Origin of the sequence: Peptostreptococcus stomatis DSM 17678, from assembly GCF_000147675.1 — a bacterium.
GTDB classification, from domain to species: Bacteria; Bacillota; Clostridia; order Peptostreptococcales; family Peptostreptococcaceae; genus Peptostreptococcus; species Peptostreptococcus stomatis.
Map to the genome: position 1 here is coordinate 69,821 of NZ_ADGQ01000035.1, position 14,552 is coordinate 84,372.

General features: G+C 40.0%; 16 protein-coding genes. All 16 read left to right on the plus strand.

Annotation, left to right across the window (positions count from 1 at the left end):
* Positions 1-92 precede the first annotated feature (92 nt).
* The 16 genes from HMPREF0634_RS03485 to fabG all read left to right on the plus strand — a co-directional run bounded on the left by HMPREF0634_RS03485 (position 93) and on the right by fabG (position 14,537).
* Positions 93-338 (plus strand): TM1266 family iron-only hydrogenase system putative regulator, encoded by a 246-nt coding sequence (locus HMPREF0634_RS03485; RefSeq protein WP_007789032.1) that lies wholly within the window; start codon positions 93-95, stop codon positions 336-338.
* Between the two features lie 56 nt (positions 339-394).
* A complete protein-coding gene (gene hydE / locus HMPREF0634_RS03490) occupies positions 395-1,447 on the plus strand; it encodes a [FeFe] hydrogenase H-cluster radical SAM maturase HydE (protein ID WP_007788939.1) in 1,053 nt (350 codons plus the stop codon).
* 102 nt (positions 1,448-1,549) lie between these two features.
* Positions 1,550-2,953, plus strand: coding sequence for a [FeFe] hydrogenase H-cluster radical SAM maturase HydG (gene hydG, locus HMPREF0634_RS03495; RefSeq protein ID WP_007789111.1), 1,404 nt, complete (start codon positions 1,550-1,552; stop codon positions 2,951-2,953).
* Between the two features lie 12 nt (positions 2,954-2,965).
* Positions 2,966-4,165 carry a [FeFe] hydrogenase H-cluster maturation GTPase HydF gene (hydF, locus tag HMPREF0634_RS03500; RefSeq protein WP_007789102.1) on the plus strand — a complete coding sequence of 400 codons (1,200 nt, stop codon included), beginning with the start codon at positions 2,966-2,968 and terminating at the stop codon, positions 4,163-4,165.
* Positions 4,166-4,360: 195 nt separating this feature from the next.
* Positions 4,361-4,852, plus strand: coding sequence for a DUF1097 domain-containing protein (locus HMPREF0634_RS03505; protein ID WP_007788949.1), 492 nt, complete (start codon positions 4,361-4,363; stop codon positions 4,850-4,852).
* Positions 4,853-5,202: 350 nt separating this feature from the next.
* Positions 5,203-6,072 carry a sigma-70 family RNA polymerase sigma factor gene (locus HMPREF0634_RS03510; protein WP_007789021.1) on the plus strand — a complete coding sequence of 290 codons (870 nt, stop codon included), beginning with the start codon at positions 5,203-5,205 and terminating at the stop codon, positions 6,070-6,072.
* A 219-nt stretch (positions 6,073-6,291) separates the two neighbouring features.
* A complete protein-coding gene (locus HMPREF0634_RS03515; protein ID WP_007788997.1) occupies positions 6,292-6,822 on the plus strand; it encodes an acetyl-CoA carboxylase biotin carboxyl carrier protein in 531 nt (176 codons plus the stop codon).
* 17 nt (positions 6,823-6,839) lie between these two features.
* The gene (accC, locus tag HMPREF0634_RS03520) at positions 6,840-8,264 is read left to right on the plus strand and encodes an acetyl-CoA carboxylase biotin carboxylase subunit (protein ID WP_007788942.1); all 1,425 of its coding nucleotides are present in this window, start codon (positions 6,840-6,842) and stop codon (positions 8,262-8,264) included.
* Complete coding sequence (gene accD / locus HMPREF0634_RS03525; RefSeq protein WP_007788952.1) at positions 8,245-9,102, plus strand: acetyl-CoA carboxylase, carboxyltransferase subunit beta; 858 nt, start codon at positions 8,245-8,247, stop codon at positions 9,100-9,102. Before accC ends, accD begins: the two co-directional genes overlap by 20 nt.
* On the plus strand, positions 9,099-9,842 hold the full coding sequence (locus tag HMPREF0634_RS03530) for an acetyl-CoA carboxylase carboxyltransferase subunit alpha (RefSeq protein WP_007788990.1): 744 nt from the start codon (positions 9,099-9,101) through the stop codon (positions 9,840-9,842). Before accD ends, HMPREF0634_RS03530 begins: the two co-directional genes overlap by 4 nt.
* 4 nt (positions 9,843-9,846) lie before the next feature.
* Entirely contained in the window at positions 9,847-10,326 is a 480-nt protein-coding gene (locus tag HMPREF0634_RS03535; protein ID WP_007788956.1) for a MarR family winged helix-turn-helix transcriptional regulator, read from the plus strand.
* Entirely contained in the window at positions 10,316-11,392 is a 1,077-nt protein-coding gene (locus HMPREF0634_RS03540) for a beta-ketoacyl-ACP synthase III (protein WP_007789074.1), read from the plus strand. The genes HMPREF0634_RS03535 and HMPREF0634_RS03540 overlap by 11 nt, the downstream gene beginning before the upstream one ends.
* A gap of 127 nt (positions 11,393-11,519) precedes the next feature.
* Positions 11,520-11,744: an acyl carrier protein gene (locus tag HMPREF0634_RS03545; protein ID WP_007789060.1), complete on the plus strand. Its 225-nt coding sequence runs from the start codon at positions 11,520-11,522 to the stop codon at positions 11,742-11,744.
* Between the two features lie 5 nt (positions 11,745-11,749).
* On the plus strand, positions 11,750-12,688 hold the full coding sequence (fabK, locus tag HMPREF0634_RS03550; protein ID WP_007789093.1) for an enoyl-[acyl-carrier-protein] reductase FabK: 939 nt from the start codon (positions 11,750-11,752) through the stop codon (positions 12,686-12,688).
* Between the two features lie 167 nt (positions 12,689-12,855).
* Positions 12,856-13,794 (plus strand): ACP S-malonyltransferase, encoded by a 939-nt coding sequence (locus tag HMPREF0634_RS03555; RefSeq protein WP_007788991.1) that lies wholly within the window; start codon positions 12,856-12,858, stop codon positions 13,792-13,794.
* Positions 13,791-14,537, plus strand: coding sequence for a 3-oxoacyl-[acyl-carrier-protein] reductase (gene fabG / locus HMPREF0634_RS03560; RefSeq protein ID WP_007788958.1), 747 nt, complete (start codon positions 13,791-13,793; stop codon positions 14,535-14,537). The genes HMPREF0634_RS03555 and fabG overlap by 4 nt, the downstream gene beginning before the upstream one ends.
* Positions 14,538-14,552 lie beyond the last annotated feature (15 nt).

Below are 14,552 nucleotides of genomic sequence, written 5' to 3' on the forward strand. Positions count from 1 at the left end.
TCTTTTTGGATTATCCAGTTTCCTGTATTAAAAGACTATACTTTATGATATAATTTTTAGGTAAGGAGTAGATGACTTTTGGAGGTGGAATTATGGAGGAAAGAGTAGCCGTTATAGGTGCTATCTTGAAAGACCCTACAAGGTCGCAGAGTCAATTTAATAGGATAGTTGCTGAATACCATGACCTGGTCAGGGGTAGGATGGGACTACCACTTAAGGACAAGTGTATGTCTGTCATTAGTATTACAGTTGTTGGTAGTATGGACCAGATAAACACTATGACAGGCAGGTTGGGCAACCTGGAGGGAGTCACAGTCAAGACTGCAATTTCAAAGTAAGATTTGCTAACTAGCCTGCTAGAGGAAGATATATTTTATAGAAAGAATGATAGTTTATGAATAAAAAAGTATATAAGCTAATAAATGACCTTTACTTTGAGCATGACTTGAAGGAAGAGGACCTGGTATATATCTTGGACAATATGGACTCTGAAGACGTGGACTACCTTCTTGGCCTGGCCTACAACACCAGGAACAACCATTATGGTAAGGCCGTCTATCTCAGGGGTCTAATAGAGTTTAGCAATTATTGTAAAAGAGAGTGTAAATACTGTGGTATCAATACCTTCAACAGGGATGTCAAGAGGTATAGGATGACCAAAAAAGAGATAGTTGACACCTGTAAAGAGGGCTACAAGTTGGGTTTTAGGACCTTTGTACTCCAGGGTGGCGAAGATCCATACTTTACAGATAAGCGTATCTGTGATATTGTAAAAGCTGTAAAGAAACTATTTCCCGATGTAGCCATTACCCTATCTCTAGGTGAAAGGCCAATAGAGTCATACAGGGCTATGAAGTTTGCTGGTGCTGATAGGTTTTTGCTTAGGCATGAGACTTCCAACCCAGGCCTATATAGGTGGTTACACCCCTTTTCCAGCTTGGATTCCAGAATTGGATGTCTATATAGCTTGAAGTATACGGGTTTCCAAACAGGGGCAGGTTTTATGGTTGGCCTACCTTGGTATACCAACAAGGACTATGCTCATGATTTGAGGTTTTTAAAGGACTTGGAGCCTGAAATGATAGGTATAGGTCCCTTTATACCACACTCAAGTACCAGTATGAAGGACTATAGTCCAGGGTCTTTAGACCAGACTGTTTTGATGTTGGCCCTTATAAGGCTCCTACTACCAAAGGTGCTCTTACCTGCTACAACTGCCCTTGCAAGCATAGGTCATATGGGTAGGAAGATGGGCTTGGATGCTGGTGCAAATGTAATAATGCCAAATTTAACCCCAATAAAGTATAGGGGGGACTACAGCCTCTACAACAATAAAAAAAGTACAGGTAGTGAGTCTGCTGATTCATTAAAAATGATAAAGCAGGAGCTAAGATCCTATGGATATAGGGCAGATATGTCTAAGGGAGATAGTAAAATGTGCGACTAGTCGAGCTAGGGTTATTGAAAAATTTAAGACCCTTCTTGGTAAGTCTGTTAAGTGTATTAAAAATCTGACAAAAAAGTGTTTCTAATTTGAAAGGTGGACAAAATGAATAGGAAGAGATTTGACGAAAATGTAAGTATAGATAGAGACTATATTCTATCTTTAATTGATGGTGCAAAAAATACTACAAGACAAGACATCGACAGGATATTGGAGAAGGCTACACATAAGAAGGGGCTTGACCATGCTGAGATTGCAGCCCTGCTTGAAATCAAGGACCCTGACCAGGTTCAGAAGCTTTATGAAGTTTCAGGCAGGATCAAGAGGGATGTCTATGGGAATAGGATAGTATTGTTTGCACCTTTATATATTAGTGATTATTGTGTAAATAACTGTGTTTACTGTGGATATAAATGTAAGAATAAATTCAATAGGAAGCGCCTGACTATGGACGAAATCAGACGTGAGGTGGAAATCCTTGAGGAAATGGGCCACAAGAGGTTGGCCCTAGAAGCAGGTGAAGATCCCCTAAACTGCCCTATTGACTATGTTCTAGAGGCAATAAATACCATTTATGATACCTATGAAAAAAATGGGGTTATCAGGAGGATAAATGTAAATATAGCAGCCACTACTGTGGAAAACTACAGGGCCTTAAAGGATGCCCAGATAGGAACATATATCTTATTCCAGGAAACATATGACAAGCCAGTCTATGAAAAGATGCATCCAAACTGCCTAAAGGGAGACTATAACTACCACTTAACAGCCTTTGACAGGGCTATGGAGGCAGGTATAGATGATGTTGGAGCAGGTGTCTTGTTTGGTCTAGCAGACCCTAAATTTGAAGTCCTAGGCCTTATGTTGCACAATGAACACCTGGAGAAAAAGTATGGGGTAGGCTTCCATACCATATCAGTACCAAGGCTACGTCCAGCAGAGGGGGTATCACTGGAAACTTTCCCACACCTCCTAGACGATGATATGTTTAAGAAGATTGTTGCCATAATCAGGTTGGCAGTGCCATATACAGGTATGATCCTATCAACTAGGGAAGATGAAGACATGAGGAAAGAACTTATAGAATACGGTATATCACAGATATCTGCAGGTTCATGTGTGGGCGTTGGTGGTTACCATGAGTCCATGGTCGGAGAGAATATAGGCCAGTTTGAAATGGCAGACGACAGAAAGCCAATAGAGGTAATCGATGACTTGATAGACAACGGTTATATACCTAGTTACTGTACAGCCTGCTATAGGTCTGGACGTACGGGAGAGAAGTTTATGAATATAGCCAAGTCAGAAAAAATCCACTATATGTGCAAGCCAAATGCCCTTACAACCCTAATGGAGTATGCAGTTGACTATGGTAATGAAGAATTCTTGGAAAAGGCTGAACAGTTTGTAAGAGACCAGGCAGATGAAATAGATAGAGAAGATATTAAGAAGTTTACCCTGGACAATATAGATAAGCTGAAGGCTGGAATCAGGGACTTATATATTTAGGTGGAAGTAGGAATGAATAATACGCCAATTGCAAATAGGAAGACCATAGTCCTGGTAGGTAATAGGAACAGTGGTAAGTCTAGCCTCTTTAACCTGATATTGGGCCAAGATATGTCAATAGTATCTGACTATGCAGGAACTACGACGGACCCAGTAGGAAGGAATATGGAACTTATAGGCTATGGTCCTGTAAGAATAATAGATACAGCAGGTCTAGATGACCTTGGTGACCTGGGTCAAATGAGGGTTAGAAAAACCCAGCTAGAAATAGGGGAGGCAGACCTGGTAGTCCATGTATTTAATGCTGGATATGAGGGAAAACAAGACCTCTTAGATGCCAGGGACAGGTATGAAAAACTTAATAAAAAGGCCATATATATATTTAATAAGTGTGACGGTATAGAGGATATCCAGGCCTATAAAAATGCTGTCAGACCAGGGCAGGACTGCATATTTACCTCTGTCAAGTTGGGGGATGACCATGATTTGAAGGATATGGTCTGCAAGTTTATAGCAGAAAATATAAGTGGCCTGGAAGAAGACAGGGGCCTATTAGAAGGATTGGCCAGGCCAGGTGATACGGTGGTTTTGGTAGTTCCCATAGATTCAGAGGCACCCAAGGGCAGGCTTATCCTGCCCCAGGTCCAGATGGTCAGGGCCTGCCTGGATGAGGGTGTAATTAGCATAGTGGTCAAGGATACAGAACTAGAGGCTGCCCTGGATAAATTCCAGGATATAGACCTGGTAGTAACAGATTCAAAGATTTTTGATAGGGTGGCTGGTATTTTGGATAAGTCGGGTAAAGATATTGATTTGACTAGTTTTTCCATAGTATTTGCCAGGCAAAAGGGAGACATAGACATCTTTTTAGAGGGGGCAGCCTACCTGGATAGGCTCAAGGATGGAGATAGGGTCCTTATAGCCGAATCCTGCACCCATACAACATCACATGAGGATATAGGTACAATCCTAATACCAAACCTTATAAGAAAAAAGACAGGCAAGGACCTGGACTTTGAATTTTCCCAGGGAAAATTGGATGAGACAGACCTATCCAGGTTTGACCTCATGATCCAGTGTGGTGGCTGTATGATGACTAGAAATAATATGATGAATAGGATAGGATTAGCAGGTCAATCAGGCATACCAATTACCAACTACGGTGTGGTCTTGGCCTACCTAAAGGGGGTCTTTGATAGGGCGATCTACTAGCTTGGATTTAGGTAAAGACATGCTTAGGTAAAGACATACTTAGCGGTATAATGCAAAGAAGTTTAGAAAAGTAAACTCTTGTCTGTAATAACAGATTTAATTCTAAAAAATTAAGAATTGCAAAGTCTTAATTCACCATGATATACTATTGTAGGATGATGTTTATTTAATAATATTAAGTATGGGAGGATTTTGATGAGCGCTTTATTTGCTTTAGGTTTGGGAACAGGTATTTGTTGTGGTATATGGGGAGCCATATCTTCAATACAATCACTAGGCCTGGTTACTTGGATTGGTTTTGCTGGATGTACAGCATATTTTGCCTCTGGTAAGCACGGTCTAGAGGGTGTAAAGACGGCAATCTTGTCTACCCTATCAGGTATGGTATCTGCCCTTGTAGCCATGTATATATCGAGTTTAGTACCAAATGTAGTTGCTATATCCTTTATAATGACGGGTGTAATATCAGCTACTATGTGCTGGCAGTCTAAGGCCAAGGAATTATGGTTTATACCGGGAGCCTTTATGGGATGCTTTACAACATTTGGGGCAGCCTCAATGGGCATAAATGTTATGAGTGGAGACATAATACATGTAATATTGTCATTCTTGTGTGGTGGAGTTTTAGCCCTATCATGCGACAAGAGTGGCCAGTTCTTGCTAAAGAAGTTTGGTAAGGAAGAATAAACTTTAAAAAATATTAATTACAAATAAAAATAGGTCGTAGATCCAAAAAGTAGAAAAATGGATATACGACCTATTTTTTTGCCTATTTTACATAGAAGCTTAAAAGTCTTAATCTAGACTTTTATAGGACAATACTTGCTTATTTATTTAAAAATAGTCATATAAACTATCTTCTAACTGACCCTAAAAAGCCTGTTTATTTGGATTTTTGAGAAAATCAGAAAAATTTTGAAAAATTTATAAATTTTTTTAAAAAATGGTTTAAATTTTTAGTGAATAGACTATAATAGAATGAGAAATGATTATCGTAATTGTTAAATTAAATATTATAGGCTAAGGAGGTTATTTTCATGCTTGAATTAAAAGACGAAGGTAATTTTTTAGAATTAGTAGCTAATGGCGAATATAAGACCTTATACAATGGACAGGATATAGATTTAGAATCTCTCGATATAGAAGATTTTAAAGATAGGGTCTTGCTTATGAGATCTATAAATGGTGATAGGTCGGCTAGGAACAAGTTTATATTAAGTAAGATAGATTACATAAGGAAAATTGTTACATGTGATAATGAAATAAAGAGTTTTAAGGCTAGGGGCTTAGATGATGATGACCTATTCCAAACAGGGGTAATGGGTGTCCTTTGTGCTATAGATAAATTTGATTTTAGACCAGGTGTCAAGGTAAAAACCTATATAAATAATAATGTTAAGTACAGCATAAAGAATACATATAGAAAGTATGGGTCCATAAGTGTATCCAGGGAGGCAAATTCCATTTACAAGATTTGCTCAAGCCAGATGGACCTATTAGAAGATAAAATTGATTCAAGAAAAATACTCAAAATATCAAGGGAGACCAATATACCTCCCTCAAGGTTGGAATATGGAATTATGGCAGTAAAGAGTAGAAATTGCCAGTATAGGTATGACAATGATGGATGCCTGGACACCGACCTTGTATCTATGGAAAAATATTCTCGTAAAGTTCTTATGAACTACAATCAGGAAGCAAAACGCAAATTTAACTATTGGCTGGTAATGGAGGCCATATCCAGATTAGAAGGAAAAGAAAATTTGGTTATCAAGGAAATTTATATTAATGACAAGACCCAAAAAGAAGTGGCTCGCCAACTAGGATGTTCGACAACATCTGTAGGAAATATCAAGAGGAGGGCCCTGGAAAAAATAAGGTATATGATGAGGGATATAGAAGAATAAAGGTTTAGACCATTTATATCTTGGATTATGAAGTGTGTAACTTGGAGGTTGAGAGTGCACACTTTTTGTATTTAAAAAGGGATCTCATGAGGTAAGAAAGTTGATGTCAAAAAAAGTTTTGATATTCAAAATAAAAGCTTGACTTTTAAATTTCACTCTTCTATAATTAGAAAAAGATAGTTTGTATATCAAAATATATATGAAAAGGGGAGTGTGATAATGGATATAAATTTTATAAGAGATCTAGCAGGTGTAATGCAAGAATATAACTTAAATAGACTTGATTACAGTTGTGGTGATACTAAATTAGAACTAGAAATATATGGAGAAAATACTAGCAAGAAAAACAGGAATATATTAGATAATCAAAATACTATTGTTGATAGGCTTGATATTGGAAGTGATAAGGAAAATAACAAAAATTATGTAGCTAATAATATTGATGGACAAAATATTAATCAAGAAACTAGTGACAAGAATGACCTAGAAGAAGACTCAAGTATAGGGACTATCCAGTCAAATATGATTGGTACCTTCTATTCAAAGCCATCTCCTGATGACGAGGCCTTTGTCCAGCCTGGTAAGATGGTAAAGAAGGATGAGGTTGTATGTATTATTGAGTCAATGAAGTTGATGAATGAGATTAGGGCACCGTTTAAGTGTGAAATAGTAGAAGTTTTAGTTGAGGATGGCCAGATTATAGAATTTGGTCAGGACTTGTTTAAGGTTAAAAACCTTGAGACTAAATAGGTTTTGGAGGTGAATACATGTCTAGACCTAAAGAAAGGGAATTAGATGTGGCTAGGTCTTTTAAACCGGCTAGAGAAGGGCTTAGACCTATCAAGAAAGTTTTAGTAGCCAACAGGGGTGAGATTGCAGTAAGGATAATCAGGACCCTAAAGGACATGGGGATAAAGAGTGTGGCAATTTTTTCAAATGCAGACAAGAACTCTCTCCATGCAACCATAGCTGATGAGGCCATTTGTATAGGGCCTGCCAGCGTCAAGGACAGCTACTTAAATAAGATACAAATAATAAACGCAGCCCTTGTGACTGGGGCAGATGCTATCCATCCAGGTTTTGGCTTTCTATCAGAAAATCCCGGTTTTGCCAGGATGTGCGAGGTCTATAATATAAAGTTTATAGGTCCGACTAGCAGGGTTATGGCCATGATGGGTGACAAGGAAGTTTCCAAGAAAATGATGAAGGAGGCTGGAGTCCCAGTGGTTGAAGGATCCGATGGGGTTGTTGAAAACCTGGAAGAGGCCAAGGAGGTCCTTGAAAGACTAGGCCTACCTGTTATCATCAAGGCCAGGTCTGGCGGAGGTGGTAAGGGCATGAGGCTGGTAGAGGATATGGATGACCTTAAGAGGCAGTTTGATTCTGCGAGGAAGGAAGCCCAAAATGCCTTTGGTGACTCGGGAGTATATATAGAAAAGTTTATAAAGTCCCCACGCCATATAGAGGTCCAGCTGATGGCTGATGAGCATGGAAATATAATACACCTGGGGGCAAGGGATTGTTCCTTGCAGATGAACCACCAAAAGGTTATAGAAGAGGCCCCACCAGAAGGGGTAGACCATGCTATATTGAACCAGCTCTATGAGACATCTATAAGGGCTGCCAAGTCTGTTTCATATACCAGTGTAGGTACTATAGAGTACCTCTTGGACCAGGACGGGTCTTACTACTTCATGGAAATGAATACCAGGATTCAGGTGGAACACCCGATTACCGAGATGATTACCGGCATAGATATAGTTAGGGACCAGGTCTTGATTGCCTGTGGAGAGAGGTTGGCCTACAAGCAAGAGGATATTCTTATTAGGGGGCATGCCATAGAATGTAGGATTAATGCCTACGATTCTGACAACAACTTCCTGCCTAGCGTGGGCAAGATTCAGGCCTTAAATATGCCGGGTGGATATGGGGTCAGGGTTGATAGTGCCATATACCAGGGCTATGAGGTCCTGCCTTTTTATGATTCCATGTTGGCAAAGGTAATATCCTATGGTAAAAACAGGGCAGAAGCTATTAAGATAATGAATAGGGCCTTGGAGGAATTTGTAGTTGAGGGGGTCAAGACCAATATAGGTTTTAACCTAAAATTGATAAATGACCCGGTATTTATAGAAAATAAATATGATACATCATATTTGGAGAGGAGTATAGATGATACTAGATCACTTTAAAAACAAAAGCTATAGGCCAGTTAAAAAAGTTGATATTCAACCGGACTGTGTAATCAAGTGTCCCAAGTGTGAATCCCTTTTCTTCATAGATGATATGGACCATGTAAACAAGCTATGCCCTCACTGTGGTAAGTACTTCAATATGACTGCCTGGGAGAGGATAGCCAGTTTGGTTGATGAAGGCAGTTTTGTGGAGTACTTCAGGGAAAAAAAGATAAGAGACCCGCTTAAATTTCCAAAATACAAGGAAAAGCAGTTAAGCTTAAGAAGGAAGTATGAACTTGATGAGGGGGTTGTCTGTGGTATAGCCAGCATCAAGAACATAAAGGTGGCCATAGCAGTTATGGATACAGACTACCTGATGGGTAGTATGGGAACTACTGTAGGTGAAAAGATTACAAAGACAGTTGAGCTATCTATAAAGAAGAAGCTACCCCTACTAGTATTTTCGGCTTCAGGTGGGGCCAGGATGCAGGAGGGTATGTTCTCTTTAATGCAGATGGCAAAGACTTCCCAGGCCATAGCAAGGCACAAGGAAAAAGGCCTACTATATATATCTATAATGACCAACCCTACTACAGGGGGTGTCAGTGCCAGCTTTGCCAGTCTAGGTGATATTATCATAGGTGAGAAGAATGCCTTGATTGGCTTTGCAGGTCCTAGAGTTATCAAGCAGGTGACGGGGACAGAGTTACCTCCAGGTTTTCAGAGTGCAGAGTTTCTTCTAGACCACGGCCTACTTGATATGATTCTGTCTAGGGAGGAAATGCGAGACAGGCTGGGAGATATATTAGAAATACACACAAATGTCAATAAGTCTAGGGGGGTGAGAAGATGACAAAGGCAATGGATATGGTTCGTGCCTCGAGAGACCCTCAGAGGAAAAAGTCCTATGACTACATTAAGTACCTCTGCGATCCCTTTGTTGAGATGCATGGAGACAGGCTCTTTGCTGATGATGATAGTATTGTAGGTGGCATAGGAAGCCTAGGTCCCTATTCTGTCATGATAATTGGCCAGCAAAAGGACAGGAATTTTGGTATGCCAAATCCAGAAGGTTATAGGAAGGTTTTGAGGTTGGCTGAATATGCTGAAAAGTTTAAGCTACCCCTGATAACCCTGATTGACACTCCAGGTGCTGGATGTGGAATTGAGGCAGAGGAGAGGGGGCAGGCAAGCTCAATCGCCAATTGTATATGCAGGTTTTCATCATTGAAAGTGCCAAGCCTAGCCATAATTATAGGCGAAGGGGGTAGTGGTGGAGCCCTGGCCCTAAGTGTAACAGATGAAATTTGGATGCTGGAAAAGAGTGTCTACTCTATACTGTCACCTGAAGGATTCTCCAGTATTTTATGGAAGGAACCTAGTAAAAAGGATGAGGCTGCAGAGCTGATGAGGTTGACTAGCTACGACCTAATGGAGGATGGATTTGTAGAAAAGATCATAAAAGAAGATGGTGGAGAGATATATAATTTAAAAAATGAAATATTGAATTTTTTAGATAAATCCTATTCTGTTTCTATAGAAAAAACTCTTAAAAAAAGATATGATAAGTATAGAAAGATTTTAGGAGGATAAGAATTTGGATAAGAAAAATAAAAACTACGAAGATAGTCGTAAGGTTATAAACGGTATAATAGTTGAACTATTTAAGAATATATTGACAATAGAAGAGAAATCTCTAAAAGATAGGGGGATCAAAGACCTGTCAATAACAGAGATTCATGTAATAGAGGCCATCGGAATAGGTAATAGGAAGATGATGTCTGAAATAGCCGATATATTGGAAGTTACAATGGGAACCCTGACTATAGCCATGACCAAGTTAGAAAAGAAGGGTTATGTAGTAAGGGAGAGAGACTCGAGAGACAGGAGAATTGTCGTGTGTAGCCTGACTAGAAGGGGTGTTTTAGCTGAAAAAATTCATAGAAATTTTCATGATGAGATGATTGACCACTTGATGGTGGACCTGAAGCTAGAGGAAGAACCAGCCTTAATCCAGGCCCTAAAGAATATCAATGCGTTTTTCATCAGAGAATATGGAGGAAAAAATGACAATTAACATAATTTCTACTGGAAGTTATGCTGGAGAAAAGATATTAGACAATGAATATTTTGCCAAAATTGTAGATACAAATGACGAGTGGATACAGGAGAGGACAGGCATCAAGACCAGGCATATCTGTGATGATATTACTACTGAAGAAATGGCTGCCAGGGCTGGTGAGTCTGCCCTGAAAAAATTAAACATAGACAGGTCTAAGATCGGTCTGGTTATCCTTGCCACTGTTAGTTCTGATACCAAGACACCAGCATCATCTTTCACAGTGGCTGGTAACTTGGGTCTTAAGGGAAACCCAATCTGCTTTGACCTAAATGCTGCCTGTAGCGGTTTTGTCTACAGTATGGCAGTTGCCAGGTCTATCATGGCTGACATGAATATAGCCTATGCCATGATAATAGGGGCTGAAAGGTTATCTAAGTTTGTCAATTGGTCGGACAGGGGTACTTGTATCTTGTTTGGTGATGGTGCAGGTTGTGCCATACTAGAAAACTCAGACCTTGCAGACCCAGAGGTTACTTCTAGTCTGGACTACAAGCTGGAAATAGAAGGAGACTACCTGGCTGGTAAATTTGATAGCAATAGGTACCTTACTCTTGACTCAAGATTTAGCCTGGATGAAAAGAAGTACCCATATATAGGAATGAATGGTAGACAGATATACAAGTTTGCTACAGATGTGGGTGTCAAGGTGATTGACAGGCTATTAGGGGACAAGGGCCTATCTAAAGATGATATAGAACTGATAGTTCCTCACCAGGCCAACAAGAGGATAATAGAAACCCTGGCTATCAAGAGTCAAATACCTGAGTCCAAGTGGTTTGTAAACCTGGATAAGTATGGAAATACATCAGCAGCCAGCATACCTCTAGCCTTAAACGAGGTCGTTGAAGATGTATTGGCAGCTAGGAATGTCGACCAGATGGATGGCAAAAGGATACTTTCAGTAGCCTTCGGTGGTGGTTTGAGCTATGGTGGTTTCTTGTTGAAGATAAGAAAAAATAAGACCAATAAAAAGTTGATAGGAAATCAAAATAGGCATCAAACAGTAGATAGAAATATATAGAAAAAGTAGAACAAAAGAAATAGAGAAAACAAATATAAGAAGAGAAATAGAAGTAAAAAAGTCATAAAATATGATATCAAATGATATCAAAAATATAAAAAAATGTATTAAAAAGGAGATTATAAAAATGATAACAAAGATTAAGGAAATATTAGCAGACCAGTTAGATATAGAACTAGAAGATATTAAGGATGACAGTGATATCCAGGAAGATCTGGAAGCAGATTCACTAGATGTAATGGACATAATGACAGAAATAGAAGATGAATTCGATATAGAAGTAGAGGACGAGGCTATAGAGGAATTGAGAACTCCTCAGAAGATAGCTGAATATATAGAAAAGGTAAAGTAAGAGCCATGAAAAACAAGGAAATATGTACTTTGTTGGGCATAGACTACCCTATTTTTCAGGGGGGCATGGCTTGGGTATCAGATGCTGAATTGGCAGCTGCCGTATCAAATGCAGGTGGCCTAGGCATCATAGCAGCAGGTAATGCACCCAAAGACTGGGTTGTCAATGAAATTAGGAAGATAAAGGGACTTACAGACAAGCCCTTTGCCCTAAATCTTATGTTACTCAGCCCCTTTATAGATGAGGTGGTAGATGCCGTAATCGAAGAGGGTGTAAAGATAGTAGTAACTGGAGCAGGTAATCCAGGCAAGTACTTTAGCAAGCTAAATGAACACGGGGTCAAGATAATACCCGTAGTGCCATCTGTAGCCCAGGCTATAAGGATGGAAAGAAATGACGGTGTCGTAGCCATGATAGCAGAGGGGGCTGAGGCAGGAGGTCACGTAGGTGTGACTAACACTATGTCCCTAATCCCCCAGATAGTGGATGCTGTATCCCTACCTGTCATAGCAGCAGGTGGTATAGCTGATGGCAGGGGATTTGCTGCAGCTATGTGCCTAGGAGCCAGTGGTATCCAGGTTGGTACTAGATTTTTGGTGGCTGATGAATGTAATGTCAGTGAACCTTACAAGGAAAAGGTCTTAAAGGCCAAGGATACTTCTACTTTGACAACTGGCAATTCTACAGGTCACCCTGTCAGGGTAATCAAGAACAAGTTTGCCAAGAAGTTCAAGGCCATGGAAGATGCCAGGGCAGACCAGGCAGAATTGGAGGCCTTTGGAGCTGGTGCCTTAAGAAAGGCAGTAGTTGAAGGTGATGTTGACAATGGGTCAGTTATGGCAGGCCAGATAGCAGGCCTGGTTAATAAGAAAGAATCTTGCAAGGATATTATAGAAGACTTGATGAAGGGCTATGAAGAAGTAGTCAAGGGACTGAATATTTAATTCGGTTCTTATCCCAACTAGTATTTGAGGATAATATGCTACTAGCATATAAAGAGTCTAGGACTTTTATGAGGATACAGCTTGTATCAGAATATAGGTCGTATCTGAATACAGGTACCTAGTTGGGTTTGTGAAGTCGATTTAGATAGTGAAAGGATAGGTTAAGAATGAGTAAAAAGATAGCAATACTATTTCCTGGCCAGGGGTCCCAGTACGAGGGCATGGGCAGGGACTTGATAGCTAGTCCGGTATATAAGAGGGCCAAGGAAATTCTGGATGACCATACATATTCGGTAGTTGAGGAAGCCAGCCTTGATCAATTATCAAAGACCAGGTATGGTCAGGTGGCCATATTCTTAAATAGCCTTAGCCTATATCAAGAACTTAAAGACAGGGTTTTAGATCCAAATGACATAAGTGTATCAGCCAGTCTAGGTTTGAGCTTGGGCGAGTATACAGCCTTGTGTGCAGCAGGAGTATTTTCCCTTGATGAGGGAATTGACCTGGTAAAAAACAGGGGGCTTATCATGGGGCAAGGAGCTGGAGGCAAGGGGTCTATGGTAGCAGTTATGAAGACTAGTCTAGAAACTATTCAAGACCTTGTAGACCAGGCAAAAGAGGACAATGTACTAGCTGTATGCAACTTAAATTCACCAGGCCAAATTGTGGTAGGTGGAGAATTTGAGGCCCTTGACAGGTTTGAAGAAAAATGCAAGGAGGCCAAGATAAAGAGGTATATGAGACTAAATGTTGAAGGTCCCTTCCATACACAAATCTTAAGCCAGGCAGCCCAAGAATTTGCAGATGACCACTTGGCCAAGATAGACTACAGGGAACCTGGCATGGATGTTTATACCAACTTGTCTGGAAAGAACTACAAGCAGGTGGACTCTATAGTAGAAAATCTTAAGGACCAGATGTGTTCACCAGTCAGGTTTATAGACTGTGTCGAAAATATGATTGCAGATGGTTGTCAGGTCTTTATAGAAATAGGGCCAGGCAAGTCCCTAAGTGGCTTTGTAAAGAAGATAAACAAGGATGTAAGGGTCATTAACATACAAAATATATCCGATATAGAGGGTATAGATTTGGAGGATTTAAAATGAATGATATAAAAAAAGTAGCCTTTGTAACAGGTGCATCTAGGGGTATTGGCAAGGCCATAGTTGAAAAACTAGCCTCTGACGGTTTCAAGGTTGGATTTAGTTATGTAAGTTCAGATGAAAAGGCCAAGGCCATAGTCGATGAGATGACAGAAAAGGGCTTGGAGGTATTTTCAGTAAAGTTTGATGTAAAGAACTTCCAGGAAGTTGAGGATGCCTTTGACAAGATATATGAAGAATATGGAAGGATAGATGTCCTGGTAAATAATGCAGGTATAACTAGGGACAAGCTGTTTTCCAGGATGAAGGAAGATGACTTTGACCAGGTCATAGATACCAATCTAAAGGGTATATTTAACTGCTCAAAGCAGGTGGCAAGGAAGATGTCAAAGCAAAAGTCAGGCCGTATAATAAATATATCATCACTAGCAGGCCTGGTAGGTAATATAGGCCAGGTAAACTATTCTGCATCAAAGGCGGGAGTAATAGGCTTTACAAGGTCCTTGGCAGCTGAATTAGGTGCCTATGGGATCACTGTAAATGCAGTTGCCCCAGGCCTGATAAAGACTGATATGACAGACGCAATTCCAGACCAGATAAGGGAAGGAATGATCAAGGCCGTACCACTTAAGCGTATAGGACAGCCTGAAGATATAGGCAATGTAGTAGGCTTCTTAGCAGGAGAAACAGGCTCGTATATCACAGGGCAGGTTATCAGTGTTGATGGTGGTTTATCATCAATATAGGTTGAAAGGAGAACA

What these genes read in the sequence shown, in the direction of transcription:
- fabK (WP_007789093.1), top strand. Translation starts at nt 11,750, where the DNA reads ATGAAAAACAAGGAAATATGTACTTTGTTGGGCATAGACTACCCTATT.
- hydF (WP_007789102.1), top strand. Translation starts at nt 2,966, where the DNA reads ATGAATAATACGCCAATTGCAAATAGGAAGACCATAGTCCTGGTAGGT.
- HMPREF0634_RS03515 (WP_007788997.1), top strand. Translation starts at nt 6,292, where the DNA reads ATGGATATAAATTTTATAAGAGATCTAGCAGGTGTAATGCAAGAATAT.
- fabG (WP_007788958.1), top strand. Translation starts at nt 13,791, where the DNA reads ATGAATGATATAAAAAAAGTAGCCTTTGTAACAGGTGCATCTAGGGGT.
- hydE (WP_007788939.1), top strand. Translation starts at nt 395, where the DNA reads ATGAATAAAAAAGTATATAAGCTAATAAATGACCTTTACTTTGAGCAT.
- HMPREF0634_RS03505 (WP_007788949.1), top strand. Translation starts at nt 4,361, where the DNA reads ATGAGCGCTTTATTTGCTTTAGGTTTGGGAACAGGTATTTGTTGTGGT.
- HMPREF0634_RS03530 (WP_007788990.1), top strand. Translation starts at nt 9,099, where the DNA reads ATGACAAAGGCAATGGATATGGTTCGTGCCTCGAGAGACCCTCAGAGG.
- HMPREF0634_RS03545 (WP_007789060.1), top strand. Translation starts at nt 11,520, where the DNA reads ATGATAACAAAGATTAAGGAAATATTAGCAGACCAGTTAGATATAGAA.
- HMPREF0634_RS03540 (WP_007789074.1), top strand. Translation starts at nt 10,316, where the DNA reads ATGACAATTAACATAATTTCTACTGGAAGTTATGCTGGAGAAAAGATA.
- hydG (WP_007789111.1), top strand. Translation starts at nt 1,550, where the DNA reads ATGAATAGGAAGAGATTTGACGAAAATGTAAGTATAGATAGAGACTAT.
- HMPREF0634_RS03510 (WP_007789021.1), top strand. Translation starts at nt 5,203, where the DNA reads ATGCTTGAATTAAAAGACGAAGGTAATTTTTTAGAATTAGTAGCTAAT.
- HMPREF0634_RS03485 (WP_007789032.1), top strand. Translation starts at nt 93, where the DNA reads ATGGAGGAAAGAGTAGCCGTTATAGGTGCTATCTTGAAAGACCCTACA.
- HMPREF0634_RS03555 (WP_007788991.1), top strand. Translation starts at nt 12,856, where the DNA reads ATGAGTAAAAAGATAGCAATACTATTTCCTGGCCAGGGGTCCCAGTAC.
- accC (WP_007788942.1), top strand. Translation starts at nt 6,840, where the DNA reads ATGTCTAGACCTAAAGAAAGGGAATTAGATGTGGCTAGGTCTTTTAAA.
- accD (WP_007788952.1), top strand. Translation starts at nt 8,245, where the DNA reads ATGATACTAGATCACTTTAAAAACAAAAGCTATAGGCCAGTTAAAAAA.